General features: G+C 64.5%; 23 protein-coding genes and 1 tRNA gene. 17 read left to right on the forward strand and 7 right to left on the reverse strand.

Annotation, left to right across the window (positions count from 1 at the left end):
* Window positions 1–28: 28 nt before the first annotated feature.
* The 3 genes from IM784_RS16160 (at window position 29) to IM784_RS16170 (ending at window position 2,734) form a co-directional block, all read left to right on the forward strand.
* Window positions 29–1,918, forward strand: a complete 1,890-nt coding sequence (locus IM784_RS16160; RefSeq protein WP_199556381.1) for a flavin-containing monooxygenase — start codon at window positions 29–31, stop codon at window positions 1,916–1,918.
* Window positions 1,919–2,183: 265 nt separating this feature from the next.
* Window positions 2,184–2,441 carry a type II toxin-antitoxin system ParD family antitoxin gene (locus tag IM784_RS16165; protein WP_199556382.1) on the forward strand — a complete coding sequence of 86 codons (258 nt, stop codon included), beginning with the start codon at window positions 2,184–2,186 and terminating at the stop codon, window positions 2,439–2,441.
* Window positions 2,438–2,734 (forward strand): type II toxin-antitoxin system RelE/ParE family toxin, encoded by a 297-nt coding sequence (locus IM784_RS16170; protein WP_199556383.1) that lies wholly within the window; start codon window positions 2,438–2,440, stop codon window positions 2,732–2,734. Before IM784_RS16165 ends, IM784_RS16170 begins: the two co-directional genes overlap by 4 nt.
* A 149-nt stretch (window positions 2,735–2,883) precedes the next feature.
* Here the strand turns inward: IM784_RS16170 and IM784_RS16175 are convergent, their stop codons facing one another.
* The gene (locus IM784_RS16175; RefSeq protein WP_199556384.1) at window positions 2,884–5,598 is read right to left on the reverse strand and encodes a TonB-dependent receptor; all 2,715 of its coding nucleotides are present in this window, start codon (window positions 5,596–5,598) and stop codon (window positions 2,884–2,886) included.
* Window positions 5,599–5,884: 286 nt separating this feature from the next.
* On the opposite strand from IM784_RS16175, the gene IM784_RS16180 reads away from it, so the two are divergent.
* Together IM784_RS16180 and IM784_RS16185 are read left to right on the forward strand one after the other, a co-directional pair.
* The gene (locus IM784_RS16180; RefSeq protein WP_199556385.1) at window positions 5,885–6,676 is read left to right on the forward strand and encodes an SDR family oxidoreductase; all 792 of its coding nucleotides are present in this window, start codon (window positions 5,885–5,887) and stop codon (window positions 6,674–6,676) included.
* 58 nt (window positions 6,677–6,734) lie between these two features.
* The gene (locus IM784_RS16185) at window positions 6,735–7,247 is read left to right on the forward strand and encodes a hypothetical protein (protein WP_199556386.1); all 513 of its coding nucleotides are present in this window, start codon (window positions 6,735–6,737) and stop codon (window positions 7,245–7,247) included.
* 85 nt (window positions 7,248–7,332) lie between these two features.
* Here the strand turns inward: IM784_RS16185 and IM784_RS16190 are convergent, their stop codons facing one another.
* Window positions 7,333–8,946, reverse strand: a complete 1,614-nt coding sequence (locus tag IM784_RS16190; RefSeq protein ID WP_235977443.1) for an MFS transporter — start codon at window positions 8,944–8,946, stop codon at window positions 7,333–7,335.
* A gap of 91 nt (window positions 8,947–9,037) precedes the next feature.
* Window positions 9,038–10,360, reverse strand: coding sequence for an amidohydrolase family protein (locus IM784_RS16195; RefSeq protein WP_235977440.1), 1,323 nt, complete (start codon window positions 10,358–10,360; stop codon window positions 9,038–9,040).
* Between the two features lie 102 nt (window positions 10,361–10,462).
* Between IM784_RS16195 and acs the strand changes: the two genes are divergently transcribed.
* The 3 genes from acs to IM784_RS16210 all read left to right on the forward strand — a co-directional run bounded on the left by acs (window position 10,463) and on the right by IM784_RS16210 (window position 13,041).
* Entirely contained in the window at window positions 10,463–12,403 is a 1,941-nt protein-coding gene (gene acs / locus IM784_RS16200) for an acetate--CoA ligase (protein ID WP_199556389.1), read from the forward strand.
* A gap of 157 nt (window positions 12,404–12,560) precedes the next feature.
* On the forward strand, window positions 12,561–12,782 hold the full coding sequence (locus tag IM784_RS16205) for a hypothetical protein (protein WP_199556390.1): 222 nt from the start codon (window positions 12,561–12,563) through the stop codon (window positions 12,780–12,782).
* Window positions 12,783–12,792: 10 nt separating this feature from the next.
* Entirely contained in the window at window positions 12,793–13,041 is a 249-nt protein-coding gene (locus IM784_RS16210; RefSeq protein ID WP_199556391.1) for a hypothetical protein, read from the forward strand.
* Window positions 13,042–13,065: 24 nt separating this feature from the next.
* On the opposite strand, the gene IM784_RS16215 is transcribed toward IM784_RS16210, so the two are convergent.
* The gene (locus IM784_RS16215) at window positions 13,066–14,181 is read right to left on the reverse strand and encodes an alcohol dehydrogenase catalytic domain-containing protein (protein WP_199556392.1); all 1,116 of its coding nucleotides are present in this window, start codon (window positions 14,179–14,181) and stop codon (window positions 13,066–13,068) included.
* A gap of 68 nt (window positions 14,182–14,249) precedes the next feature.
* The gene (locus IM784_RS16220; RefSeq protein WP_199556393.1) at window positions 14,250–14,945 is read right to left on the reverse strand and encodes a glutathione S-transferase N-terminal domain-containing protein; all 696 of its coding nucleotides are present in this window, start codon (window positions 14,943–14,945) and stop codon (window positions 14,250–14,252) included.
* Between the two features lie 106 nt (window positions 14,946–15,051).
* On the opposite strand from IM784_RS16220, the gene IM784_RS16225 reads away from it, so the two are divergent.
* Entirely contained in the window at window positions 15,052–16,323 is a 1,272-nt protein-coding gene (locus IM784_RS16225) for an MFS transporter (protein WP_235977441.1), read from the forward strand.
* Here the strand turns inward: IM784_RS16225 and IM784_RS16230 are convergent.
* Complete coding sequence (locus tag IM784_RS16230; protein ID WP_199556395.1) at window positions 16,320–17,531, reverse strand: hydrolase; 1,212 nt, start codon at window positions 17,529–17,531, stop codon at window positions 16,320–16,322. The genes IM784_RS16225 and IM784_RS16230 overlap by 4 nt on opposite strands.
* Window positions 17,528–19,150 carry a thiamine pyrophosphate-dependent enzyme gene (locus IM784_RS16235; RefSeq protein ID WP_199556396.1) on the reverse strand — a complete coding sequence of 541 codons (1,623 nt, stop codon included), beginning with the start codon at window positions 19,148–19,150 and terminating at the stop codon, window positions 17,528–17,530. The genes IM784_RS16230 and IM784_RS16235 overlap by 4 nt, the downstream gene beginning before the upstream one ends.
* A gap of 86 nt (window positions 19,151–19,236) precedes the next feature.
* On the opposite strand from IM784_RS16235, the gene IM784_RS16240 reads away from it, so the two are divergent.
* The 8 genes from IM784_RS16240 to IM784_RS16275 form a co-directional block, all read left to right on the forward strand.
* Window positions 19,237–19,327: transfer RNA gene (locus tag IM784_RS16240), tRNA-Ser, on the forward strand.
* 141 nt (window positions 19,328–19,468) lie between these two features.
* Entirely contained in the window at window positions 19,469–20,692 is a 1,224-nt protein-coding gene (locus IM784_RS16245; protein ID WP_199556397.1) for a tyrosine-type recombinase/integrase, read from the forward strand.
* 596 nt (window positions 20,693–21,288) lie between these two features.
* Window positions 21,289–21,471, forward strand: coding sequence for a helix-turn-helix domain-containing protein (locus tag IM784_RS16250; RefSeq protein WP_199556398.1), 183 nt, complete (start codon window positions 21,289–21,291; stop codon window positions 21,469–21,471).
* Window positions 21,472–21,565: 94 nt separating this feature from the next.
* Window positions 21,566–22,228, forward strand: coding sequence for a hypothetical protein (locus IM784_RS16255; protein WP_199556399.1), 663 nt, complete (start codon window positions 21,566–21,568; stop codon window positions 22,226–22,228).
* Between the two features lie 322 nt (window positions 22,229–22,550).
* Window positions 22,551–22,730, forward strand: coding sequence for a hypothetical protein (locus IM784_RS16260; protein WP_199556400.1), 180 nt, complete (start codon window positions 22,551–22,553; stop codon window positions 22,728–22,730).
* 121 nt (window positions 22,731–22,851) lie between these two features.
* A complete protein-coding gene (locus IM784_RS16265) occupies window positions 22,852–23,250 on the forward strand; it encodes an HK97 gp10 family phage protein (RefSeq protein WP_199556401.1) in 399 nt (132 codons plus the stop codon).
* Complete coding sequence (locus IM784_RS16270) at window positions 23,247–24,326, forward strand: phage minor head protein (RefSeq protein WP_199556402.1); 1,080 nt, start codon at window positions 23,247–23,249, stop codon at window positions 24,324–24,326. Before IM784_RS16265 ends, IM784_RS16270 begins: the two co-directional genes overlap by 4 nt.
* A 459-nt stretch (window positions 24,327–24,785) precedes the next feature.
* Window positions 24,786–24,950, forward strand: a 165-nt coding sequence (locus IM784_RS16275) for a transposase (protein WP_199556405.1), incomplete at its 3' end; no start/stop codon positions are given.

A 24,950-nucleotide genomic window follows, 5' to 3' on the forward strand; every position in this document is an offset into this window, starting at 1 on the left:
AGCGCGACAGCGCTTGAGGGAGAAGACCATGGCAAAGCTGAGCCGCGCGGATTTCGAAGCCGCGCTTGTCACCACGCACCTGCCGACGCTGGCGGTCTGTGTCGCGCAGGCGAGCGGCGACGACAGCCTGCTGCAGGGGCCTATCCCCGTCTATGACTTCTTTGGCGACGGCATGGGCGATTTTCCCGAAGACTGGCAGGCGAAGATCCGCGCCGAGGCCGACCGGGTCTTGTGGCCGATACTCACCGGCGAGCGACAGCCTGCCACGATTCCCTCGCCCGAGCGCATCCACCGCATGATCAGCTGGATTGCCGGCGGCGACGTGCCGGCCGACTATCTGCCCTTCCTGATGGAAGAGCTGATGCTGGATGGCGTCGACCGGCGGGTGCCGTCCCCCGTGCCGGCGCAGCTTTCGGCCATCGTCATCGGCGCGGGCATGTCTGGCCTGCTCGCGGCGCTGCGGCTGCGGCAGGCGGGCGTTGCCGTCACCATCCTGGAGGCGAACGAGGATGTCGGCGGCACCTGGCTGCTGAACCGCTATCCGGGCGTGCGCGTCGATACGCCGAACCATCTCTACAGCTATTCCTTTGAGCCGAACCACGACTGGCCGGAATTCTACAGCCAGGGCGATGTGCTGCTGCAGTATTTCCGGCGCTTTGCCAGCCACCATGGGCTGCGCGAGCTGACCCGTTTCGGCACCCGCGTGGAAGAGGCGAAGTGGGACGGCGCCCGCGGCAAGTGGAGCGTCCGCGCGAACGGCGGCGCGGTGAAGCTGGAGGCCGATATGCTGGTCTCTGCCGTGGGCCAGCTGAACGAGCCGCGCTATCCCGACATTCCCGGCCGCGACAGCTTCGCCGGCCCTGCCTTCCATTCGGCGCGGTGGCGGCATGATGTGGATCTGGCGGGCAAGCGTGTCGCGGTGATCGGCACCGGCGCCTCGGCCTTCCAGTTCGTGCCCGAAATAGCCCCGCAAGTAGCCCATATGGACGTGTTCCAGCGCACCCCGCCGTGGCTTGGGCCGACCGACAATTACCACGATCCCGTTCCCGACGCCTTCCAGTGGGCGGTCGAGCACATCCCCAACTACGACAAATGGTATCGCTTCTGGCTGTTCTGGATGCTGACCGACGGGGTGATCCCGCAGGTGACCGCCGACGAGGGCTGGAACGGCCCGGCCGGCACCATCGGTGCCGCCAACGCCGAGCTGCGTGCCGCGCTGGTGGAAAAGATCGCCGCGCAGGTGGAAGCGAACCCGCAGCTGCTGGGGCATGTGGTTCCGCAATATCCGTTCGGCGGCAAGCGGTCCTTGCGCGACAACGGCGTCTGGCTGAAGGCGCTGCAGCGGGACAATGTCGATCTCGTCACGAAGTCCATCGCCCGCATCGAGCCGGACGCGGTGGTGACGGAGGATGGCGAACGCCACCCCGCCGACGTGCTGATCTATGGCACCGGCTTCCACGCCTCGGACTTCCTGAAGAGCTTCAAGGTGATTGGCGAGGACGGCGCCGACCTGCACCAGCGCTGGCAGGGCGACGCGCGCGCCTATCTGGGCATGTGCGTGCCGGGCTTCCCCAATTTCTTCATGATCTATGGGCCGAACACCAATATCGTCGTCAACGGCTCGATCATCTTCTTCTCGGAATGCGCGGTGAACTATATCGCCGAAGCCGCGCGCCTGATCGCCGAGCAGGGGCCGATTTCCGTGAAGGCCGAGGTGCATGACAGCTTCAATGCGCGGGTCGACGCCGAGAACGCCAAGATGGCCTGGGGCCAGCCGGGCGTGACGAGCTGGTACAAGAACGCCCGAGGCCGGGTGAGCCAGAACTGGCCGTTTGCGCTGGTGGACTACTGGCAGGCGACGCGGAAGCCGAACCCGGACGAGTTCGAGGCGCCGCGGCGGAATCGGGCTGCGGCTTAGGGGGACCCGGCAGGGGGAACTGCCCCCTGCACCCCGGTTCCGGGGGCGAAACTTCCCAAACTTTACGCTGACTCGTGCGTATGGGCGCGGGTGCGCGCGTAGCGTGGGACTTGTTTGTAGGACAGGGAAAAATGCGGGTTGGCTTGACGCCTGCACGGGGGTGTTTCTGGCATGGATTGGGGTTTGTAGGACAGATCAAGTGATATCGATTCCGCTTTATCAACTGTTGATAACAAGCTAGAATCTGCCTGGCAGGAGTTGGATCATGATTAGCGCCGATCTCGGACAACAGCTTGAGACATTTGTCTCCAACCTCGTTTCGACGGGGCGCTACAACTCGAAAAGCGAGGTCTTGCGGGAAGGCGTGCGGCTGATTCAGGATCGGGAAGCGAGGCTGGCTGCTCTGGACGCTTCGATCGCACGGGGACTGGCGGACGCGGAAGCCGGGCGCACGGCCCCTGCCGACATGGTGTTCGACCGCCTGGAGGCGAAGTATCGGGCGATGGGTGCTGACGGGGAATGATCGTCCATCTATCGGCTGAGGCTGAGTATGATCTGGAGACGATCGGGGACTATATCGCGCGCGACAACCCGGCGCGGGCGTTGGGTTTCTTGCAGGAGCTTCGCTCAAAATGCCTGGGGCTGGCCGATATGCCGGAGCGGTTCCCGCTTGTGCCGCGCTTTGAAGCCGCTGGCGTGCGGCGGCGTGTTCATGGAGACTATCTGATCTTCTATCGGGTTGAGGCGGAGAAGGTGGTGGTGCTGCATATCTTGCACGGTGCGCAGGATTATGGGGCGATTCTCTTTCCTCTGTAGCTTGCGGAGAGGATGCCCTGTGGATCCCAGCGTTGGCTCCGCCAGTCCTTCGGACCGCTGGGATGACGTATATGTGTTGAGGGTGCAGGGAAATCATTTCCCTGCCGGGGGTGCAGGGGGCAGAGCCCCCTGCTTTTGGTTCCCTCAGATCAGAACTTCGTCCGCACCGTCACCCCGAACGTGCGCGGTTCGGCCAGGAAGGCGCCGAACAGCTGGTTGGCCGCCGGGCCGCCGCGGGCGGTTTGCGCGATGGTGCCGCTGCCCAGCAGCGGGGCGTTGAAGCCGACCTGCTGGTAGTCGGTGTCGAGCAGATTCTGGGCCCAGGCTTCGACCGACCATTTGCGGTCCGGGCCGGAGAGGCCGATGCGGCCGTTCACGACCATCACCGCTTCCTGATACTTTTCCGGATAGAGGTCGGAGCCGGTGTTGATGCCGGACTGGAAGCGATAATCGAGGTAGAACAGCGCCGAGAGCGTGTCGGTGACGGGCGGGGTGAAGGTGACGGCGCCGGTCATCACATATTCCGGCGCGTTGGAGAGCTGGTTGCCCGGCAGGTTGAAGAAGGCGGTGCCGAGCGGCTTGCCGCCGACGCCCGTCAGATTGTTGCGATAGCGGGTGTCGGCGTAGGTCATGCCGAGATTGAACATCAGGTTGGGCGCCGGATAGACGGCCGCTTCGATTTCAAGCCCGGTGGAGGTGACGCCTGCCTTCACGTCTTCGGCATCGCAGCGGCCGCTGGCGGCGGCCTGTGCCTGGGTGAGGGGGACGCCGTTCACCGGCAGGCCGGCGAAGTCGCGGTCGCCGCCGTTCAGGTCCTTGCTGCAGGCCTGGATGTTGTCGACCACGAAGTTGACGCCGTTGAAGGCGTTCAGCTGGAACTGGTCGAACACCGAGCGGAAGGCGGCGATGTTCAGCGTGAAGCCGCGGGTGTCGAACTTGGCGCCGACTTCGAAGCTGTCGACGGTTTCCGCGCCGAACTGCAGGTCGGTCATCTGGACGTTCGCGGCGTTCAGCGAGCTGCGGTCCATGTTGAAGCCGCCCGACTTGTAGCCCTTCGCATAGCTTGCGTAGGTCATCAGGTTTTCGAAGGGCTTGTAGGAAAGCACGACGGTGCCGGTCCACTGGTCTTCGGAGCGCCTGGAGGTGCCGGCAAAGTCGAACGAGCTGATGACGCAGGGCGCCGTCGCCAGCGAGGCGAGCGCCGAGGCAGCGATCGCCGCGCACAGCGTGTTGTCGCTGTCGAGGTTGGCGGTCAGCTTCTTGGTTTCGTTGGTGTAGCGGGCGCCGAGCGTCAGCGAGAGCTTGTCGGGGACGATCTCGAAGACGTTGTGGGTGAAGAAGGCATAGTTGGTGCTGGACTGCTTGTAGCGGTCCTCGACGATGCCGGTGTTGGAGAGCGTCTTGCCCGGCTGGCCGACGATGGCGGCGACGGCATCATAGCCATAGACGCCGGGCACCGCGAAGCCGCCGAAGATGGCGACGGGGGTGCGCAGTGCGGCCGGGAGGTTCGGATTGGAGACGATTGCCGCGGCCAGCGTCGGGTTGAGGCAGCCGTTGGAGGTGGGGGACAGCAGGCCCGGAACCGAAGCGTTCAGGCTGTTGGCGACGAGGCAGTTCGCATAGCGGGTATAGTCCGCGCCGTAGCGGGTGTGCGAGGTGTAATCGAGGGTTTCATTGGCGTAGTAGCCGCCGACGAGCCAGTCGAGCCGATCGTCGAACAGGGTGCCGTTCAGGCGAAGTTCCTGGCTGAAGGTACGGAAGCGGGTCTCGTTGCCGGTGATCTGCAGAATGTCGAGGCTGGTGAAGTCCGCGTCCTGGTTGCGGAGCGTCTTCCAGTCGCGCCAGGCGGTGATGGAGGTGAGGCCGCCGAAGCCGAGATCCCAGTTGAGCTCGCCGGAGATGCCCCAATCCTTGACATCGTTGTCGTAGTTGCGGCCCGGCGTGATGGCGGTCTTGCGGCCATAGGTGTCGTCGCTGATGACGCCGCCCAGCCCGCGCAGGATGTTCACGATGCTGTTGTTGGGGCTGATGCTGGTGCTCTGCGTCGCCTGGTTGAAGGTGACGGTGCGGAACGGCTGGAAGGTGCCGGCGCAGCAGCTTTCCTCGCGCTTGGAATAGTCGCCGATGAGGCGGAATTCGATGTCGTCGTTGGGGGTGAACAGCAGCTGGCCGCGGAGCATCCAGCGGTCGCGGTCGTTCATCTTGTCGCCCGAGATCACGTCGGTGATGAAGCCGTCGCGCTTCACATAGACGCCGTCTACGCGGGCGGCGAGGATGTTGTCGATGATGCCGCCGGTGAAGCCGCCGGCGAGGCGCCAGTAATCATAGTTGCCGTAGGTGACTTCGGCGGTGCCGCCGACTTCGAACTTGGGCTTGGCGGTGACGACGTTGATGAGGCCGGCCGACGCGTTGCGGCCGAAGAGGGTGCCCTGGGGGCCGCGCAGCACTTCGATCCGCTCGATCTCGCCCAGTTCGGTGAGGCCGGCGCCGGTGCGGCTGCGATAGACGCCGTCGACGAAGACCGCGACCGAGGCTTCGAGGCCGGCGTTGTCGCCGACGGTGCCGATGCCGCGGATGCGGGCGGCGCCGCCCGAGGTTTCGGAAGAGGAGGAGGAGACCAGCAGCGAGGGGCTGAGCTGGTTCAGCTGGCGGATGTCGCTGGCGCCGGAATTCTGCAGGCTTTCGGCGGTGACGGCGCTGATGGCGATCGGCACGTCGGACAGCGCCTGCGAACGCTTGGTGGCGGTGACGATGATGTCACCCTGCATCAGACCGTCGTCTGCGGTGGCTTCGGTGGCGACTTCCTGCGCGAAGGCGGGAAGGGCGGCAAACAGCACGGCGGACGCAAGCAGAACGGATTTCATGGAAACTCCCGGGGAACTTTGTGGGGTGGCGCTTCGACCGGTCGGCGGCGCTCTTGTGGCGGCTGCTAGGGTAAGTGCCGGCTGCGGTTCAACCTTTGTTGCAATGCAGCATCGGTCGTTCTGCATCGCATGTGGCCGAACTGCCACAAATGCGGGGCTGAACGCGCGGTTACGGCCGGATTGCGACCATTTACCCGCCTGTTCCGAAGTCTATCCTCGCATTGCGGCCAGTCTGGCGGGCCGGCCGTGACTGGCCTAGCGTCGGAGTCGGGAGGACTGCACGGACATGGCAGACAGGTTGCAGGGCAAGATCGCGCTGATCACCGGCGCGGCGTCGGGGCTGGGCAAGCGGATGGCAGAGCGCTTTGTCGACGAAGGCGCGCGGGTGCTGCTGACCGATATCGACGGCCAGGGTGCGGCGCGGGCGGCGGCTGCGATCAATGCGGTGCGGGCCGGTTCGGCGGCGAGTTTCGCGCATGATGTGACCAGCGAAGCCCAGTGGACGGCGGCGGTCGCCGAAGCCGAACGGGTGTTTGGCGGGCTGCATATATTGGTGAACAATGCCGGGATCGGCACGCCGGGCAGCGTGGAAAGCACCAGCCTGGAGGACTGGCGGCTGGTGCATGCGATCGACCTGGATGGCGTGTTCCTGGGGTGCAAGCATGCGCTGTCGCTGATCCGTACTACAACGCGGCGCGAGGGGAGCCGGGGGAGTATTCTGAATATTTCGTCGATCGCGGGCGTGATCGCCTCGGGGCGGATGGCGGCCTACAACAGCGCCAAGGCCGGGGTTCGGCACCTGTCCAAGTCGGTGGCGCTGCACTGCGCCTCGAACAAGGACCCGATCACCTGCAATTCGATCCACCCCACCTTCATGGACACGCCGATCCTGGACAATTTCCAGCGCGAAGGTGTGAGCAAGGACGAGGTGAAGGCAAAGCTGGGGCGGCAGGTGCCGATCGGCACCATTGGCGAGCCGGACGATGTGGCCTGGGGGGCGGTCTATCTGTGCTCGGACGAGGCGAAGTTCGTGACGGGGTCGGAGCTGTATATCGACGGGGGTATTTCGGCGATGTGAGGGTCACCAAATGCAAATAAACTCAAAGAACGTGGGTAGAATCGCCGAAAGAATTGCGATGAATGAATTTGAATCGCGCGGATTTCATATAATTGATCTCGCGTATATGTCAAAATCTTCAGCAAACGTTGACTTTATCGCATCAAAGAATGGAAGCTCGTTCAATATTCAGGTGAAAGGCGCAAGTAATGTCTTTCGTGGCGCCAGAGAGAGATGGTGGGTGCAGTACGGATACTGTGACGAAGATAGCGTAAGCAGAACTACGCCGATTTTCAACAAGAAGGATGATTTTGCACTCAAAGCTAATTTCATTGTATTGATTGCTGTAAATTCTCCTTCAAAATATCGTGTATTGGTCTTGCCTGTCAAAGTGGCAGAGCAACTCGCGCAACTGAATATGGATAGCTACTATAGACAAAAGAATAGGAACGGATTGGATAGAAAACCAAATAAATTGTGGATCTATCTTGATGCAACAGTAAATCCTAGAGTCCATTGTTCAATCAAAGACGAAGAGCGAGAAATATTGCTTAAGTACCAAAATCAATGGAATTTAGACTTAGAAACTTAAAGAGTTGTGGTGCATCAATCTTCAATCGGACTGATTTGTTGCGCTGAATTTGTGTGCTAGATGGGTTCTCTTCTCGGCAGCAGCCCTAATGTTCGATCTTGCGGCGAAAGGTCTCCGGTAGCCAGATCATGCCGATGACGAAGGTCAGGCCGGCGACGAGGATGGGATACCAGAGGCCGAAGCTGATGTCTCCGGTGGCTGCCACCATGGCGAAGGCTATTGTCGGCAGGAAGCCGCCGAACCAGCCGTTGCCTATGTGGTAGGGGAGGCTCATCGAGGTGTAGCGGATGCGGCTGGGGAAGAGTTCGACCAGCAGGGCGGCGATGGGGCCATAGACCATCGTTACGTAGAGGACGAGGATGGTGAGGATTGCGACCACCATCGGCTTGTTGATGCGGGCGGGGTCTGCCTTGTCCGGGTAGCCTGCTGCCTGCAGCGTCAGGGCTGCGGATTTGCCGAAGTTGCGGATGAGGGCTGCCCGTTCGGCGTCGGAGAGGCCGGTGGGATCGGCGATCTCCAGCGTTTTCCAGCCCACCGATATGGTGGCGCCGCTGCCGACACCGGGGGTGTGGATGTTGCTGTAGGAGACGCCTGCCTTTGCCAGGAACGACTTGGCGATGTCGCAGCCGGTGCCGTCGAACCTTGTCTTGCCGATGGGATCGAACTGGACGCTGCAGGTTTTCGGGTCTGCCGAGACGGTTACCGGCGCATGTTCCTGCGCCTCGAACTGGGCCGGGTTGGCGAAGTGCTGCAGGGCGTTGAACAGCGGGAAATAGGTGATCGCCGCCAGCAGCAGCCCGGCCATGATGATCGGCTTGCGGCCGATCCTGTCGGACAGCCAGCCGAAGAACAGGAAGCCGGGGGTGGCGATGGCGAGGGCGATGGCGATCAGGATGTTGGTGGTGGCGCCGTCCACGCGCAGCATCTTTTCCAGATAGAAGAGCGCGTAGAACTGGCCCGTGTACCAGACGACGGCCTGGCCGGTGACGGCCCCGAACAGGGCGATCAGCACGATCTTCAGGTTGCTCCATTGGCCGAAGGCTTCGGTGAGCGGCTTTTTCGAGGTGGTGCCCTCTGCCTTCATCTTCTTGAAGACCGGGCTTTCCTCCAGCTGCATGCGGATCCAGAGCGAGACGCCGAGCAGCAGCACGGAGACGAGGAAGGGGATGCGCCAGCCCCAGTCCCTGAAGGCCTCTTCGCCGACCGCCAGCCGGGTGCCGATGACGATGAGGAGGGCGAGGAAGAGGCCGAGTGTCGCCGTGGTCTGGATGAAGCTGGTGTGGAAGCCGCGCTTTCCGTCTGGCGCGTGCTCGGCGACATAGGTGGCGGCGCCGCCATATTCGCCGCCGAGCGCGAGGCCCTGCAGCATCCGCAGCAGCACCAGCAGGATGGGGGCTGCAACGCCGATCGCTGCATAGCCGGGCAGCAGGCCGACCGCGAAGGTGGCAGCGCCCATCAGCCCCATGGTGACGAGGAAGGTGTATTTGCGGCCCACCATGTCGCCCAGCCTGCCGAACACCAGGGCGCCGAACGGGCGGACGGCAAAGCCCGCAGCGAAGGCGGCGAGTGCCAGGATGAAACCGGTGGTTTCGTTGACGCCGGAGAAGAACTGGACGGTGATGATGGTGGCGAGGAGGCCGTAGAGGTAGAAATCATACCATTCGAACACGGTTCCCAGCGACGAGGCCAGTATCACCATCCGTTCGCCGCGCTTGCCCGTTTCCACCCGCAAACTCTCCGCTGTTCTACCGGCCGTATGGCTCGCAGAAACGGCGGCGCTTGGCCAGTGGTCAGTCGCGGGAAAGTTCTGCGGGGCTGACAGGCACATAGTCGGCGCGCGGATAGGCGCGGCCGCGCTTCACCACCGTTTCGACGCTGCGGATATTCGCCATGTCCTGCAGCGGATCGGCCTTCAGCACCACGAAGTCGGCGAGCTTGCCCGGTTCGATACTGCCGCGTTCCTTCTGCTGGCCGGCGGCGACTGCCCCCATCAGCGTGGCCGAGCGGATCACCTGCAGTGGCGGCATCTTCACATCGCGGACGAGGAACAGCAGCTCTTCATGCACTTCCGGGAAGGCATCGGTGGCCGGCAGGGTGAAATCGGTGCCGGTGGAGATCGGCACGCCCATGGCCGCGGCCTGCTTCGTGAAGTCGATCACGGCCTTGCCGGTGCAGCGAAGCGGCTTGGCCTTCGGGTCCTTCCTGCGCGGGCCTTCCTCGCGCACGAACAGGCTGCCGGTGGCGTCGATCAGGATCTTGTTGGCGAGGATGTCGCGGAAGAGGCCCGCCATCACCGGGTCGTTCGGCTTCAGCAGGCGTTCGTCGACCGGGGTGCGGTCCTCGTAGGAGGGGTGGACGTCGGGCTCCACCTGATAGGCGAGGTAGCAGATGTGGCTGACGCTATCGACGCGCGCGGCGATGCCATCGGCCGGACGGGCGGGGAATACCGCGCTGTGCGCCCAGACCATCAGCCCCTGCCTGTGCGCCTCTGCCGTCAGTTTGGCGACGAGATCTGCGGACAGGTCGGCGTAGATCTTGATCGCGGTGGCCGACGTGCCGCGCACCAGCGTGATGACCTCGGCGATGTTGCTGTTGTTGTCGATGGCGTGCGCCCATGGGGCGGTGCCGACGGGGACGCCGGCGCTGATCGCGGCGACGCGCGGGTCCTTGAAGAAATCCGTGCCGGCGACGACGGCGGCGTAGTAGATGTCGGGTGCGGGAATCTCGCCGACGCGGGCTTCGCGGGCGAGTTCGCCGACCGAGCGGAGATCGTCGGCCATGTCGCGCACCATCGTGACGCCGCCATAGAGATTGCGACGGAGCAGCGCCCGCGCGCGCGTGCTGTTCGGCGGGGTTGCCAGGTGGACGTGGCTGTCGACGAGGCCGGGGATGATGGTACGGCCGCTCACGTCGATGCGCTTTGCGCCGTCTGCCTTCAGCGTGCCGGCGGGGCCTGTGGCGACGATGCGTTCGCCGTCTATCAGCAGATCCTGCCTTGCCCGTGCCGGGGCGCCGGTGCCGTCGATGAGGGTGGCACCCGAATAGAGGACGGGTGCGGCGGTGGCGGGGATGGCGGCCAGCCCGGCGAGCAGGGCGGAGAGAATTCGGATCATGGCCGGTTGCATAGGAAAGCGCCGACTGCCGGGCAACTGTTCGGGGTTTCGCGGCCGCCACCAATCGCGCTAGGGAGCGGCGCAGATGGGAGAGACGACCGTATGAGCAATGCCCTGTACCCCGTTCCAGCCGAGTGGGCCGCGCGCGCGAAGATCAATGCCGAGCGCTATGCCACGCTGTATCGGGAATCGCTGGAGGCGCCGGAGGATTTCTGGCGGCGCGAGGCGGGCAGGCTGGACTGGTCGAAGCCCTTTACGGAGGTCTCGAAATCCTCGTTCGACGAAGCCGATTTCGGGATCAGCTGGTTTGCCGATGGGGAGCTGAATGTCGCCGCCAATTGCATCGACCGGCATCTGGCGGAACGTGGTGAGCAGACGGCGATCCTGTGGGAGCCGGATTCACCGGGGGAAGGCCGGGCGCTTAGCTATCGCCAGCTGCATGAGGCCGTGTGCCGGCTGGCGAACGGGCTGCTCTCGCTGGGGGTTCGCAAGGGCGACCGGGTGACCATCTATCTGCCGATGATCCCGGAGGCCGCGATTGCGATGCTGGCCTGTGCGCGGATCGGGGCGATCCATTCGGTGGTGTTTGGCGGCTTTTCGCCGGACAGCATCGCCGGGCGCATCCAGGATTGCGACAGCCGGATTGTGATTACCGCCGACGAGGGCCTGCGCGGCGGCAAGACGGTGCCGCTGAAGGCGAATGTGGACGAGGCGCTGAAGCGCTGCAACGGCGTGGAAAAGGTGATCGTGGTTGCCCGGACCGGCAACGGCGTGTGGATGGAGGAGGGCCGCGACCTTGCGTATGAAACGCTGGTTGCGGCGCAAAGCCCCGATTGCCCGGCGCTGCCCATGAACGCCGAGGATCCGTTGTTCATCCTCTATACCTCGGGCTCCACGGGGAAGCCGAAGGGGGTTTTGCATACGTCTGGCGGGTATCTGACCTGGGTTTCGATGACGCACGACTATGTGTTCGATTATCGGCCCGGGGAGATTTTCTGGTGCGCGGCCGATGTGGGCTGGGTGACCGGGCACAGCTATGTCGTTTATGGCGCGCTGGCGAACGGGGCGACGACGCTGATGTATGAGGGCGTGCCGAACTTCCCCGATTTCAGCCGCTTCTGGCAGATCATCGACAAGTATCAGGTGGACATCTTCTACGCTGCGCCGACGGCGTTGCGGGCGCTGATGCGCGAGGGCGACGCGTGGGTTTCAAAGACCTCGCGGGCGTCGCTGAAGCTGCTGGGGAGCGTGGGCGAGCCGATCAATCCCGAGGCTTGGGACTGGTATCATCGCGTGGTGGGCGAGGGGCGCTGCCCCATCGTAGATACCTGGTGGCAGACGGAGACCGGCGGGGCGATGATCACGCCTTTGCCGGGCGCGCATGCGCTGAAGCCGGGTTCGGCGAGCTTTCCGATGTTTGGCGTGGAGCCGCAGCTGCTGGACAGCGAGGGCGGGCTGCTGACGGGCGCGGCCGAAGGCAATCTGGTGCTGGCGCGGAGCTGGCCGGGGCAGATGCGCACCGTGTGGGGCGATCATGGGCGCTTTTTCCAGACCTATTTCTCGACCTACAAGGGGAAGTATTTTACCGGCGACGGCTGCCGGCGGGATGCCGACGGCTATTACTGGATCACCGGGCGCGTTGACGATGTCATCAATGTGTCGGGGCACCGGATGGGGACGGCGGAGGTGGAATCCGCGCTGGTGGCGCATGGCAAGGTTGCCGAGGCTGCCGTGGTCGGCTTTCCGCACGACATCAAGGGGCAGGGCATCTATGCCTATGTGACGCTGAACGCGCATGAGGCGCCTTCCGAGGCGCTGCGCCGCGAGCTGGTGGCCTGGGTGCGCAAGGAAATCGGCCCCATCGCGACGCCGGACGTGATCCAGTTCGCGCCGGGGCTTCCGAAGACGCGGTCGGGGAAGATCATGCGCCGGATCCTGCGCAAGATCGCCGAGAACGACATCGGAAGTCTGGGCGATACGACGACGCTGGCCGATCCGTCGGTGGTGGCGGACCTGGTGGCGAACCGGGCGGGGGCGCAATAGGGCGCCACCCGCGCTGCAATCGGCAGGTCCGCGTAATGCAGGGCCTTATAAAGCGGGCGCATCGTCCCCATATGGAGGGGATCGCGCGAGACGGTTCCGTAGGCAGGCGCGACAGAGAGACCATGCTTGTGCTCCCGCTTACAGACAGGAGCAGAATTTGGATCTCAACCAGCTGTATTTCGATCACCAGCTCCTGCTGATGCAGGCGCGCGGAGCCGCATCCGAGGACACACGCCTGCGGCTTGGCTACAATGCCTCGGTCGTCGCGGGATCCATCGAACGCCTGAACAGCGTATCCGGTGCGCCGCGGCTTCGTCACTGGAAGGGTGGCAGTTCCGGACGGTCCGGGCAGCTGCAACTGAAACCTTCAGCCAAGTAAGGATCGCGCCATGGCACAGACATCGACATTCTGCCGCGCACAGCAGGCCGATCATTTGAAGCGCGCTGCAAACGCCAGCCTGGAGAATGTGCGGGCGATCGCCACCACGGCTGCCGCCGCCTGGGGGCATGAAGCCGAACTGGCGCTGGTGCGCGAAGCGAAACGCGATCGTGAAAGCCTGCCGGCGGCCGCATCCGCCGAAGAGGAAGGCGACGACCTGACCTTCAGCGAGAACCCGGACCGGGGCCTCGCGTCCTGATCTTGCGGCAATAGCCTCGGCGGCTCAGCCGATCGAGGGATCTATCAGATATTTCTCGCCGGTCGCCTTGCGCTCGTAGGCGCGCAGGACATCCGGCTGCAGCGCTTCGGCCAGCCCGATCACCTTGGTGTAGTTGCTGACGAAGGTGGTCTTGATTTCGTCCAGCACGCGCTGGCGCATGCGGCCGGAAATCTCCGGGCCGGCCTTCTTCATGAACGGGAACAGCAGCCAGCCCGACACGCTCCAGTCGAAGCCGAAGGCGAGGCGGTTGAGGACGGTGGGGGAGAGATCGAGCGCGCCGTAGATGTAGAGCTGCTTGAACTCTTCCGAGCCGTAGCGGCTGAACGCAGTCATGCGGCTGACGGCGGCGCGCTCCATCGCCTGCACGATGTCGCTGCCCAGCGTGCCGCCGCCGATGGCGTCGAAGGCGATGGTGGCGCCGGTTTCCTTGACCGCCTTCAGCAGTGCGCCCCGGAAATCGCCGTCGGTGCTGTTGAGGACATGGGTGGCGCCGATGCCGCGCAGGATATCCGCCTGCGCCTGTGACCGGACGATGTTCACCAGCGGCACGCCGTCGGCGAGGCAGATCTTCTGCAGCATCTGCCCGAGGTTGGAGGCAGCTGCCGTGTGGATGATGGCCTTGTGGCCTTCCAGCTTTGCCGTTTCCACGAAGCCGAGCGCGGTCAATGGATTGACGAACAGCGAGGCGCCTTCTGCCGAGGTCACGCCATCGGGCAGGGGTACGACCTCGCGCGCCTTTATCTTGCGATAGTCGGCATACATGCCGCCGCCGACCATGGCGACGCGCTTGCCCTGCAGCGCGCGGACGCCGGCGCCGGCTGCCACCACGACCCCGGCGCCTTCGTTGCCGACGGGCATGGATTGGCCGAGCCGCCCCTGCACGCTGGGAAGGCGGGCGGGCGGAATGGTGAAGCGGAGGCCGCCGGAAGTGGTTTCAACGGAGGCGATGTCGGCGGGCCCGACCAGCAGCCCCAGGTCGCTGGGGTTGATGGGGGCGGCTTCCACCCGGACGATCACCTCGTCGTCGGCCGGGTCTCCCAGCGCGACCGTTTCCAGCAGGATGGAGAGGCTGCCGTCCTCTCCTACCAGCGACCGTAGTTCGCGGCCTTCGAATGCCATTTTCCGTCTCCCCAAGATGCAAACCGTCGTTGCCGTCATCCTTGCACCCTGGGGGAGGTGAGGGAAAGCTATCGCTTCACGGTGCTGGCGCCCTGCTGGAACAGCATCTTCTTCTGCTCTTCCGTCATGTCCGCATTCTGCACGTCGGGCCGGTCGGCGATGGCATAGGCGCGCGCCGTTGCCGCGCGTTCGTTGATGGTGTCCACCCAGCGCTGCAGGTTGGGGAGCGGCACCTCGGAACCGGCGATCTGCGCGCCCAGCTTTGCCCAGGGGAAGCTGGCCATGTCGGCGATGCTGTAGGCGCCGCCGGCCAGGAACGGCCGGTCTGCCAGCCGCTTGTCCATCACGTTGAGCAGGCGCAGCGTCTCGTTGGTGTAGCGCTCGATGGCATAGGGGACCTGTTCCGGTGCGTAGTTCCGGAAATGGCCGGCCTGCCCCATCATCGGCCCCAGCCCCGCCATCTGCCAGAACAGCCACTGCAGCACTTCGGCGCGGCCGCCCATATGGCTGAGCGAGGGGATGAACATGTCGTGCTTGTCGGCGAGATAGAGGAGGATCGCGCCGGATTCGAACAGGCTGATGCCGGTGTCGGTATCGACCAGCGCCGGCATGCGGTTGTTGGGCGAGATTTTCAGGAAATCCGGCTGGAACTGCGCGCCTTCGCGGATGTTCACGGGCACGATCTCGTAGGGGAGGCCCGATTCCTCGAGGAAGAGCGTAACCTTGTGGCCGTTCGGGGTGGGCCAATAGTGCAGCTGATACATGCGATTCCTTTCGGGGGGTGCAATTCCAACCGGCCCGTCCTAGCAAGGAAGGGTGACGGCGACACCATCCCTTCCACGCAACCATTTTGCACTGGTCTTTGTTGCATTGCTGGTAACCGCGGCCGGCAATACCGCGCTGCAATCGGTGCTTCCGGTGATCGGCCGGGAGATCCGGATCCCGGACATGGCGATTGCGGTGATCTTCTCGCTGTCGGCGCTGTTCTGGACCTTCAGCGCGCCTTACTGGGCGCGCCGTTCCGACATAGAGGGCAGGCGGCGGCTGATGCAGGTGGGGGTGATCGGCTTCGGCATCTCCATGCTGCTGTGCGCCATCGTCATCCTTTCGGGCATCCACGGGCTGATACCGCCGCTTGTCACCTTCGCGCTCTTCACCGTGGCGCGCAGTCTGTTCGGCGTGTTCGGGGCGGCCGCCAACCCCGCGGCGCAGGCCTATGTGGCCGGGCGCACCAGCAAGGCGGAGCGCACCTCGGCGCTTGCCATCCTCGCATCTGCCTTTGGAATGGGCACCATCCTTGGCCCGGCAATCGCGCCGATCTTCATCCTGCCCATTGTCGAGCTTTCGGGGCCGATGTTCGCCTTTGCCGGCATCGCGCTGTTCGTGGTGATCGCGCTGCAGATGGGCCTGCCCGACGATACGCCGGGGCGTGGCGAAGCGCTGCAGCCGGGGCGGGGCGCTGCCTCCACCATGCCCACCATCGGCGGCATGTCGACGGGGGCGAGCGCCATGGCGGCGGAGGAAACCACCGCCACGGGTGTGCGCGGGCGGATGCGGATCACCGATCGGCGCATCAAGCCCTTCATGATCTTCGGCTTTTGCGCCGGATCGCTGCAGGCGGCGACGGGGCAGGCAATCGGATTTTTCATCATCGATCGCATGGCAGGCGAGTTGAGCGTGCATCCCACGCAGCTCATCTCCATCGCCTTCATGGCGGGGGCCGGGGCGACGCTGCTGGCGCAATGGGGCATCATCCGCCTTCTTGACCTTTCCCCGTCGCAGCTGATGCGCTGGGGCACGCTGATCGCTGCGGTGGGGGTGGCGGGGATCGCCTTTGCTCCGAATTTCCACGCGCTGATCCTGGCGTTTGCGGTGGCTTCGGCCGGCTTCGGCTTTGCCCGGCCGGGGTTCACCGCCGGCTCGTCGCTGGCGGTTTCGCGGGCCGAGCAGGGCGGGGTGGCAGGCGCGGTGACGGCGACCAACGGCGCCTGCTTCATTCTGGCGCCTGCCATCGGCATCGGGCTCTATGAGCTGAAGCCGGAACTGCCCTATTGGCTGAGCGCGATCGGGCTGTTGGCTCTGGCCGTCTATGCCTGGCGCAATCCAGGCCTCCGGAAGAGCGAGGTGGACGTGGCTTCCTAGGAACGCCGGCGGAAGCCTGACTGCGCCATCCGCATCAGCAACAGTGCCGCCAGTTCGGCGCGTTCCTTCAGGCTTTCCACCAGCAGATATTCGTCTGCGGAATGGATGGCGCCGCCGCGCGCGCCCAGCGTGTCCACCACGGCAAGGCCCGTCGCTGCCAGATTATTGCCATCGCAGACGCCGCCGGCGTCGCGCCAGCCTATGCCCAGCCCGAGGTCGGCGCCGGTCGCCTTCACCAGCTCGAACAGGCGCAGCTGGTTGGCGTCCAGCGGCTTTGGCGGGCGGCCGAAGCTGCCGTGGCGGTGGATGGACACCTCGCGCCCGGCGGACACGGCTGCCACCGCTGCATCGAGCGACGCCAGCGCCCGCGCCTCGGCCTCTGGTGTCGAGGGGCGCATGTTCACGCGCAACACTGCTGAATCCGGGACGACATTGTTTGGACCGCCGCCTTCGATTCTGGCGACGTTGACCTTGAGGTCGGGTGCGACCAGTGCAGCGAGCCGAAGCCCCAGATCGGCGGCGGCGAGCACGGCGTTGCGGCCCTTTTCGGGCTCGCGGCCGGCATGGGCGGCGCGGCCCGCCACATGCAGCGCGAAATTGCCGCTTCCGGGGCGGGCGCCGGCCAGCGTGCCGTCGGGCAGGCTCGGCTCGAACGTGAGGCCGGCGTCGACCCGCCGGGCGCATTCCATCAGCAGCGGCGCGGAGCCGGGGGAGGAGACTTCCTCGTCGGAGTTCAGCACCACCTCATAGCCGAGGTCGGCCGCCCAGGGGCTCGCTTCCAGCGCCTTCAGCGCCGCCAGCAGGATGGCGATGCCGCCCTTCATGTCGGCAGCGCCCGGCGCGTTGAGCACGCCGGGTTCGCGCCAGTGGAGCGACTGGAACGGGTGATCGGCGGGGAAAACCGTATCGTAGTGGCCGGTCAGCAGCACGCGCGTCGGCGCTTGCGGCCGGACGACCAGATGCAGGTTGCGGCCGTGCTGGAGCGGCACGACCTCGCCGTCGGCGCGCATCTGGCTTGCCTCGGCTGGTTCCAGCGCCTGCACGTCGCCGAGCGCTGCGAAGGCTTCTGCCAGCAGGGTCGCGGTCGCCTCCAGTCCGGCGAGGTTACGGCTGCCGGAGTTCACCGCGCACCAGCTCTCGACCTGTGCCAGCATTGCCGCCGGGTCTATGGTGCCGAGCGCTGCCTGTTCGGCGGGTTGCAGGCTCATGCGCCGGGTTCCAGCCGCCGGCCTGGCGAGATCTCCTGCGGATCGACCAGCACATGGATCAGCGCGGCGCGGCCCCGGCAACGCCTTAGCGCGGGGGCGAAATCCGCCGTTTCGCGCACCGTCTCGCCGTGCAGGCCGAAGCTGCGGGCGAAGGCGGCGAAATCCGGATTGGTGAGGCGCGTGGCGCTGGGGCGGCCCGGGAAATCGCGCGCCTGGTGCATGCGGATGGTGCCATATTGCGCATTGTCCATCACCACGAACAGGGTGGTTGCGCCTTCGTGCGCCACGGTTGCCAGCTCTTGCCCGGACATCAGGAAATCGCCGTCTCCGGCGACCACTACCACCTGCCGATCCGGGTGCAGGATGGAGGCGGCGATGCCTGCGGGCACGCCATAGCCCATGGCGCCCGATGTCGGTGCGAGCTGGGTGTGGGCGTGGCGGTGCAGGTGGAAACGGTGCAGCCAGGCGGCGAAATTGCCGGCGCCGTTGCAGAAGATGGTATCCGCCGGGAGAGTGGAGAGGGCGCCGATGACGGCTGCGGGGTTTACGCCCTGTTGGACTGCGGTGGGCTGTGCCCAGTTGCGGTGCAGGGCGGCGCATTGCGCCACCCACTCGGAGCGTTCCTGCGCCGGTAACTCGGCGAGTGCCTGCAGTGTCGGTCCGGCCGCTGCATGCACGGCGAGGCGCGGCTGCCAGCAGCGGCCCAGCGCGCCGGCGTCGCCGCATATGTGGACCAGCGTTTGCGAGGCGAATTGCTGGTCGAACAGGCCATAGCCCTGTGTTGCATTCTCGGTGAGGCGGGCGCCGACGACGAGCAGAAGGTCGGAGGACTTCACCGCCGCCAGCAGCGCCGGATTGGCGCCGAGGCCCAGCTCGCCGGCATAATGTGGGTGCGTGTTGTCGAAGCGGTCCTTGCGGCGCCAGCTGGTCACTACCGGAACACCCAGCCGCACGGCGATTTCTTCGGCCAGCGCCTTGTCCGTGGCGGTCCACAGCGGCCCGCCGAGCATCAGCATGGGCCGCTTGGCGGACGCGAGCAGGTGGGCGATTGTCTCCATGGCGTCAGGGGAAGGTGCGGGTGCGGATACCGGCGCCGGGGGAACGGCGCGGCTTTCGGAAGGAAGCCCCAGCTTGTCGTCGGGGAGCACCACCACGACCGGGCCGGGCCGGCCGGAGATTGCCGTTGCCAGTGCTGCCGCCATCTGTTCGCCGACGCGATCCGGCTCGCGCAGCACCACCACCTGCTTGGCGATGCTGCCGAAGAATTGCGCGTAGTCGACCTCCTGAAAGGCTTCGCGGCCGAGCATGTCGTCGCCGACCTGCCCTACCAGCAGCAGCATCGGCGTCGAATCCTGCTGCGCGGTATGCAGCCCGATCGAGGCCTGCGTGGCGCCGGGGCCGCGCGTGACCATGGCGATGCCGGGCCTGCCGCTGAGCTTTGCCGCCGCCTCGGCCATGTTGGCCGCCGCTGCTTCATGCCGGCAGGTGACGAGGCGCACGTCGACATCGCGCATGGCATCGAGCAGCGCGAGGTAGGATTCGCCCGGAACGGCGAAGGCGTGGGTGATACCGGCGGCGGAGAGACTTTGGGCGATGACGGTGGCAACGGTTTTCGACATGCCGTCGAAAGAGCGCGTCGACCCCGCTCTTGTCAACAATGCCCCCCGCCTGCTAGGGCCGCGCCTCCCGCAAAGGGAGCCGCGACGGAGCGGTGGCCGAGTGGTCGAAGGCGCACGCCTGGAAAGTGTGTATAGGTCAAAAGCCTATCGTGGGTTCGAATCCCACCCGCTCCGCCAAAACGGCCTTTCTTGGCTTATCTCGACATCTCACAAATTGGAATTTCTCTAAGAAACGCAAAGAGTTTTTGCGTCGGTTCGCTTCTTGGCATATCCTGACTTCTCTGCCTGCATGTGGGACAGAATGAGGGAACGTGGGACATGGGCAAGCTTTCTGCCACCGGCATTCAAGCGCTGAAGGAGCCGGGGCGCTATGGCGACGGCGACGGCCTTTTCTTCTGGGTTCGGCCCAGCTCCAAGAAGGAATCGGCCGGCAAGGCGGTGTCAAAAAGCTGGATTGTGAGGGTCCAGAAGGCGGGAAAGCGTCGAGATATCGGCCTTGGCGGATATCCGAAGGTCAGCCTAGCGCGCGCTCGGGAGCGAGCTGGAGAGATACGTTCTCAGGTCGAAGATGGGCTAGATCCGGTTGCGGAGCGCAAGAAGTCGGCGGGCATGCCGACGTTCAAAGAGGCTGCCGGGCTCGTCTACGCGGAGCATGAGAAGGGCTGGCGCAACGCGAAGCACGCGGCACAGTGGATGCGAACGCTTGAGAGCTATGTGTTCCCCGCCATCGGCGACAAACCTATCAGCGCCGTTGAACATGGGCAGGTTCGCGATATCCTGGCGCCGATCTGGCTTACGAAGGCGGAGACGGCCCGCCGGGTGCTGCAACGCATCGCCACTGTCTGCGATTGGGGTTTCAGCAAGGGGTATCGGCCTGCAGAGCTGCCGCGCCGCTCGATAGTGAAGGGTCTTCCGCGGCAGCCCAAACGGGACGGCCACTTCGCCGCGATGCCCTTCGAAGGGGTGCCGGCCTTCGTTGAGCGGTTGAGGGAACGCGAGGGCATTTCGCGCCTGGCGCTTGAAGCGGTAATCCTGACCGCCGTTGGCAGTGGGGAAATCCGCGGCGCCGTGTGGGACGAAGTCGACCTTGAAGCGGCTTTATGGACCATCCCCGCGGCGCGGATGAAGGCCGGCAAAGAACATGTCGTGCCCCTCTCTCCGGCCGCCGTCGATGCGTTCCGGCGCGCCATTCCGTATCGCAAGCGCCAGGTGAAGAGCCGACCCGATCTCGTGTTCCCAGGCCAGAACAAGGGAATGCCACTCAGCGATATGGCATTGACGAAACTGTTGCGCGACATGGACATCAAGGTCACGGCACATGGCTTCCGCTCGAGCTTCCGCGATTGGGTTGCGGAGAAGACGAGCTTCGCCGGCGAGGTCGCCGAAATGGCGTTGGCGCACGCGATCGGCTCCAAGGTTGAGGCTGCCTATCGGCGCGGCAATCTGCTGGAGAAGCGGCGCCAGCTGATGGACGCTTGGGGGCGGTTCGTCACCTCGGAGAACGGCAAGGTCGTGCAGATCGCGAGCGGGGTGGCGGCGTGAGCGGCAGGCGCACCACAATCAGGGTCTGCCGTGAATGTCACCAACAGCTGCCGGCTGATGATTTGCCCGCCAGAGCACATCGCGTCCAATCAGCGCTACTAACGCACGGCATTGGCCTAGAGCGGCTGATAAGGACGGCAGTGCGGGCAAGTGCAGACGAAAGCGTAGAGGTAACCACGGCTACGCTCGCCGCAGCGTTGCGCGTGATTTCGGAGCGGGGAAGCGCCGGCGAGATTAGGGCGGCGCTGCGATTGATGGAACAGGCGCTTGATCGCCGAGACGGAGTAGTCACCTTGCAGTTGGTCGGTAAACGACCGGGCCGGCGGCGAGGAGGCACCGCTCAGCGTAACGCAGATATCGCTTTGTTTGTGGAAGAGCAGGCGCGGGCGTTGGGGAACGTGGAGCCTGCCATTGCCGCTGCAGAAGCTCGTTTCGGGCTAAAGCGCGACATGATATTCAAGGCGATTAGGCCATTTCGGGAAAAGCCGCCGGCCCCGGTAGAATAATTATCGCCTAAATGTTCTACCGGGACTTGCTTGCCCCGCGGACCAATGCGGCATGAATAGGAGGCCTCACCAGTCAGGAGGCCTTGGGTAATGTCCGAACTCATCACGGTGCAGGAACTGGCGCAAGAGAAGCGCATCAGCATCCCAACCATCTATCGCCTGCACGCTCGCGGCGAGATTCCGTTCGTTAAGATTGGCCGCGCCACGCGCATTCGTCGGTCAGATGTTGACGCCTGGGCAGCGGGCCTGCCCGTGACTGGCAAGGCGGCCTAAGCCGCGCAAATACGCCGGCAATACGCCGGGGAGGCCGTTCCAGCCGGGCAATCCCGGCAAGCCACCTGGAACGCGCCATCGCATTTCACGAGCAGTGGAAGAGCTGCTCGCTGGCGAGCACGAGAAGTTGAGCCGAAAGGCTATCGACTTGGCACTTGCAGGTGACACTGTAGCGCTTCGACTGTGCCTCGATCGCATTGCGCCGGCTCGCCGGGATGCGCCGATATCGATTGCACTTCCCAGCGTTCGGGATGCCGCTGGGCTAGTCGAGGCGGGAGCAGTCGTTGCCGCTGCATTAGCCGCCGGCGAAATCACCCCCGAAGAGGCCGCCCGCTGCATGGCGGTGCTGCATGCCCAGCGGCAAATCATCGAAACTGGCCAGTTCGCGGAGAGGCTCGCGGCGCTGGAGGCTGGGCACGTGGAACTACAGCCTCATTGGCCAGTGTCGGCGCAGCCGGCGATCGAACCCTCGCATGATAGCCCGGCGACCATTGTAGATGAAGTCGGGCCGGCAACTGCGTGGCGTGCCCCATCGCCAGCAGAAGCGGACGTAATGGGGCGCATATCCCTCCTGCCTCACGACGCCGCCATTGGCGGCCCTTGGGGACAAGTACGGCAAGATCTAGCGCCGACGGCGACACTTCTCGCGCTCGAAAAAGAATGCCGAATGCTAGAAGTGCTTTCGCATCGCGACGGCCATATCCGCGTGCGGTGGACCGACCTGGGCGCAAACTGGCGGAGGCAAGCAAATGGCTAACCTCAGCTTCAAGCTGGGGCGGCTGGAGCGGCTGGAGCGGTCGAAGCGCGCACCCAGCACACCCGCCTTAGACCTAATCGGCTTCCTGGAGGGCTTTGTGCCCACCGCACGGCGAAGCCCTCAGCACGAGTTCAGCGCGAGAGACCTGCTATCCACGATGGGTCTGTCTCTCGAGGGCGCCGAAGCAACCCTCGGCATTGAAATTGGAGGCGACGCTTGATCGCGCTCCACCATCACCGCGGACCTCATCCCACCCGCGTAGAGCCGGGGGATGGCTTCCATTCCTTCACCTCCCCCGGTTCGCCATTGAGGAGAAATCGAGATGCACAGCGGATTGCGCGCAACTCTGGCGCGGCTCGAACGCGCTGCCGACGCCCGGCGTCCGAAGAATATCTTGATGCTCTTTCGGGACGAGCACGGCGTCTATCGCACGCTCGAAGGCAAGATACCGATCAGGGGGGCGATGGTGACCCACTGCATTCCTGGCGACGAGCGCCTCTGAAGGCCAGAGGCGGAGGTTTTGTCCGCCTAACCTGCCCTTCTCCAACGAGTTCCAATGGGCATAGCTTCCCACATTCCGTCACCGTCGTGACGACGCAGCCGAGCCGAAAGCGGAGAAATCCATGAGCACGGGAATATCCAATCTGAGCGAATTTCGCGCAGGGATCGCACAGGACAAGCGCGACCTCGCCGACCTCATCAACCGGGAAACCCGCGCAATTGCGCTCGGCATCCTGGCTCGTCTGGTCGACATGTCACCGGTCGACACGGGCCGCTTCCGCGGAAACTGGCAGGTCGATATCGGCCGAGCGCCGGAAGACGAGTTGGATACCACCGACAAGTCTGGCGCGGCGACGAAGGCGAAAGGCTCCGCAACGATTGCCGGCGCGGCGCCATTCGAACCGATCTATCTCGTCAACAACCTGCCGTATGCCGGCGCGCTCAATGACGGGCATTCGCGACAGGCCCCTGCCGGGTTTGTGGAAGCCGCAGTTGATCAGGTCGCCGGAGCCTTCAGATGAGCACGGCAAATGAGAAGCTGCTGAATGCATCGATCCGACACGCCATTTTCCTTGAGACGTTCAAGGGCGGCGAAGCGAAGCGCCTGGTCGCGCTTTACAAGCAGCTCGATGGTGACCTGGTCGCGCAACTGGCCCGACGTGACCCGTCGAGCGCCAAAGGGCGCTATCGGACCGTGCGGCTTCAGCTGCTGCTCGAGGACGTAAAAGACATCCTGCACGCATTTGGCGGCAAGCTTCGGGCCGAGACGTTGGCGACGCTGGAAGAGTTGGGCGACATCGAGGCGGATTTCGGCGTCAAGGCGATCAGTGCCGCGCTGCCGATCTCTGTCGAGGTCGTGCGGCCATCGTCTGCCCAAGTGAGGGCAGCCATGATTGCCCGTCCGTTCCAAGGCAGTCTCTTGAAGGAATATTATGCCAGTCTTGAGGCGCTGGCACAGACCAGATTCCGGGCCGCTATTCGCATGGGCGTCATTCAGGGCGAAACGATCGATCAAATTGGCCAGCGACTGCGGAATGCCACCGCATTCAGCCGACGCGGCGCGGAGATGGTGGCGCGGACCGCCATAAGCCACGTCTCGGCCGTTGCCCGCCAGATGACCTATGCTGACAATGCCGACATCCTGAAAGGTCTGCGCTGGGTCGCGACGCTCGATGGTCGTACCTCCGCGGTTTGCCGAGCGCGGGACGGCGAGGTCTATCCGCTGGGCAGCGAAGGCCTCATTCCAGCCCATTGGGGCTGCCGGAGCTCGTTTAGCCCGATCCTGAAAAGCTGGCGCGAAATGGGCATTGATGCGGAAGACGCGCCAGAGGGCACCCGCGCTTCGCTGGATGGGCAAGTTCCAGCGTCCACGACCTATGGTGAATGGCTCAAGGGAACGCTCCGCAATTTCCGGTGCCCCAACGGCACGTTGCCTTTCACGTTCCTGGGCGATGGTCGCGACTGTGACCGAGCGACTGAGGCGGCATCCATTGCAACCGCCTTGTCATCGTTCCTGCGAACGGATGAAGGTGCTGCTATCAATCCGAACATCATCGCCAAGGGCGCTGGACGGGATTTCATCGCTGCTGTGGCTTAGCCATTTCGGGGAGTCGGGCATGTCTCTGGCGCGTTGGAGCGCGCAATGAGCGCTGCCTGCAATATTGGGTGTCGCCCATGCAATCGGGTATGCGCAGCCGTTATGCGCTCGCCAGCCTTTTACTCTCGCGAGCTGGAGGCGGCGAAGGAAGCCATGCAGAGGGGGGAAGAAGGCGCGGCAAGGCGTATCGAGGTTGCTCAAAATCTGATCGAATACTCGCTTCGGCAGGTCGCTGAACTTCGGGCTCAGAAACTCGCCCCTTTCGATGCTCAGACGTTTGCCCGCCCCGGCATCATGGTTTCAACCCACAGTGGCAATTGTTGAGGTGGAACCTTGGGGCGGCTTTCGGGCCGCCCCTACTCTCGAGAGAGAACTAGGCGGGATCGACATTCAGGATTTCCAAACGGGCTGATCGCTGATTCATAGGGCTCCGTGTTGAACGCGGAGCGGACGATGGGGATCAAGCGGTACGAGTTGAACGATGCGCAGTGGGCGAAGATCGCGCTGCTGCTGCCGGGCAAGGCGGGGGATCCTGGACGGACGGGGTCGGATAACCGATTGTTTGTGAACGGATGTTTGTGGGTTCTGAGATCTGGAGCGCATTGGTGCGACCTGCCTGAGCGC

This window comes from Sandaracinobacteroides hominis, assembly GCF_016464365.1.
GTDB classification, from domain to species: Bacteria; Pseudomonadota; Alphaproteobacteria; order Sphingomonadales; family Sphingomonadaceae; genus Sandaracinobacteroides; species Sandaracinobacteroides hominis.

Excerpts from the sequence above, each read along its gene's own strand:
- IM784_RS16250 (WP_199556398.1), top strand. The coding sequence starts at position 21,289 with ATGTCCGAACTCATCACGGTGCAGGAACTGGCGCAAGAGAAGCGCATC.
- IM784_RS16235 (WP_199556396.1), bottom strand. The coding sequence starts at position 19,150 with ATGTCGAAAACCGTTGCCACCGTCATCGCCCAAAGTCTCTCCGCCGCC.
- IM784_RS16215 (WP_199556392.1), bottom strand. The coding sequence starts at position 14,181 with ATGGCATTCGAAGGCCGCGAACTACGGTCGCTGGTAGGAGAGGACGGC.
- IM784_RS16185 (WP_199556386.1), top strand. The coding sequence starts at position 6,735 with ATGAATGAATTTGAATCGCGCGGATTTCATATAATTGATCTCGCGTAT.
- IM784_RS16190 (WP_235977443.1), bottom strand. The coding sequence starts at position 8,946 with ATGGTGATACTGGCCTCGTCGCTGGGAACCGTGTTCGAATGGTATGAT.
- acs (WP_199556389.1), top strand. The coding sequence starts at position 10,463 with ATGAGCAATGCCCTGTACCCCGTTCCAGCCGAGTGGGCCGCGCGCGCG.
- IM784_RS16210 (WP_199556391.1), top strand. The coding sequence starts at position 12,793 with ATGGCACAGACATCGACATTCTGCCGCGCACAGCAGGCCGATCATTTG.
- IM784_RS16160 (WP_199556381.1), top strand. The coding sequence starts at position 29 with ATGGCAAAGCTGAGCCGCGCGGATTTCGAAGCCGCGCTTGTCACCACG.
- IM784_RS16180 (WP_199556385.1), top strand. The coding sequence starts at position 5,885 with ATGGCAGACAGGTTGCAGGGCAAGATCGCGCTGATCACCGGCGCGGCG.
- IM784_RS16175 (WP_199556384.1), bottom strand. The coding sequence starts at position 5,598 with ATGAAATCCGTTCTGCTTGCGTCCGCCGTGCTGTTTGCCGCCCTTCCC.
- IM784_RS16270 (WP_199556402.1), top strand. The coding sequence starts at position 23,247 with ATGAGCACGGCAAATGAGAAGCTGCTGAATGCATCGATCCGACACGCC.
- IM784_RS16165 (WP_199556382.1), top strand. The coding sequence starts at position 2,184 with ATGATTAGCGCCGATCTCGGACAACAGCTTGAGACATTTGTCTCCAAC.
- IM784_RS16245 (WP_199556397.1), top strand. The coding sequence starts at position 19,469 with ATGGGCAAGCTTTCTGCCACCGGCATTCAAGCGCTGAAGGAGCCGGGG.
- IM784_RS16230 (WP_199556395.1), bottom strand. The coding sequence starts at position 17,531 with ATGAGCCTGCAACCCGCCGAACAGGCAGCGCTCGGCACCATAGACCCG.
- IM784_RS16195 (WP_235977440.1), bottom strand. The coding sequence starts at position 10,360 with ATGATCCGAATTCTCTCCGCCCTGCTCGCCGGGCTGGCCGCCATCCCC.
- IM784_RS16220 (WP_199556393.1), bottom strand. The coding sequence starts at position 14,945 with ATGTATCAGCTGCACTATTGGCCCACCCCGAACGGCCACAAGGTTACG.
- IM784_RS16170 (WP_199556383.1), top strand. The coding sequence starts at position 2,438 with ATGATCGTCCATCTATCGGCTGAGGCTGAGTATGATCTGGAGACGATC.
- IM784_RS16260 (WP_199556400.1), top strand. The coding sequence starts at position 22,551 with ATGCACAGCGGATTGCGCGCAACTCTGGCGCGGCTCGAACGCGCTGCC.
- IM784_RS16265 (WP_199556401.1), top strand. The coding sequence starts at position 22,852 with ATGAGCACGGGAATATCCAATCTGAGCGAATTTCGCGCAGGGATCGCA.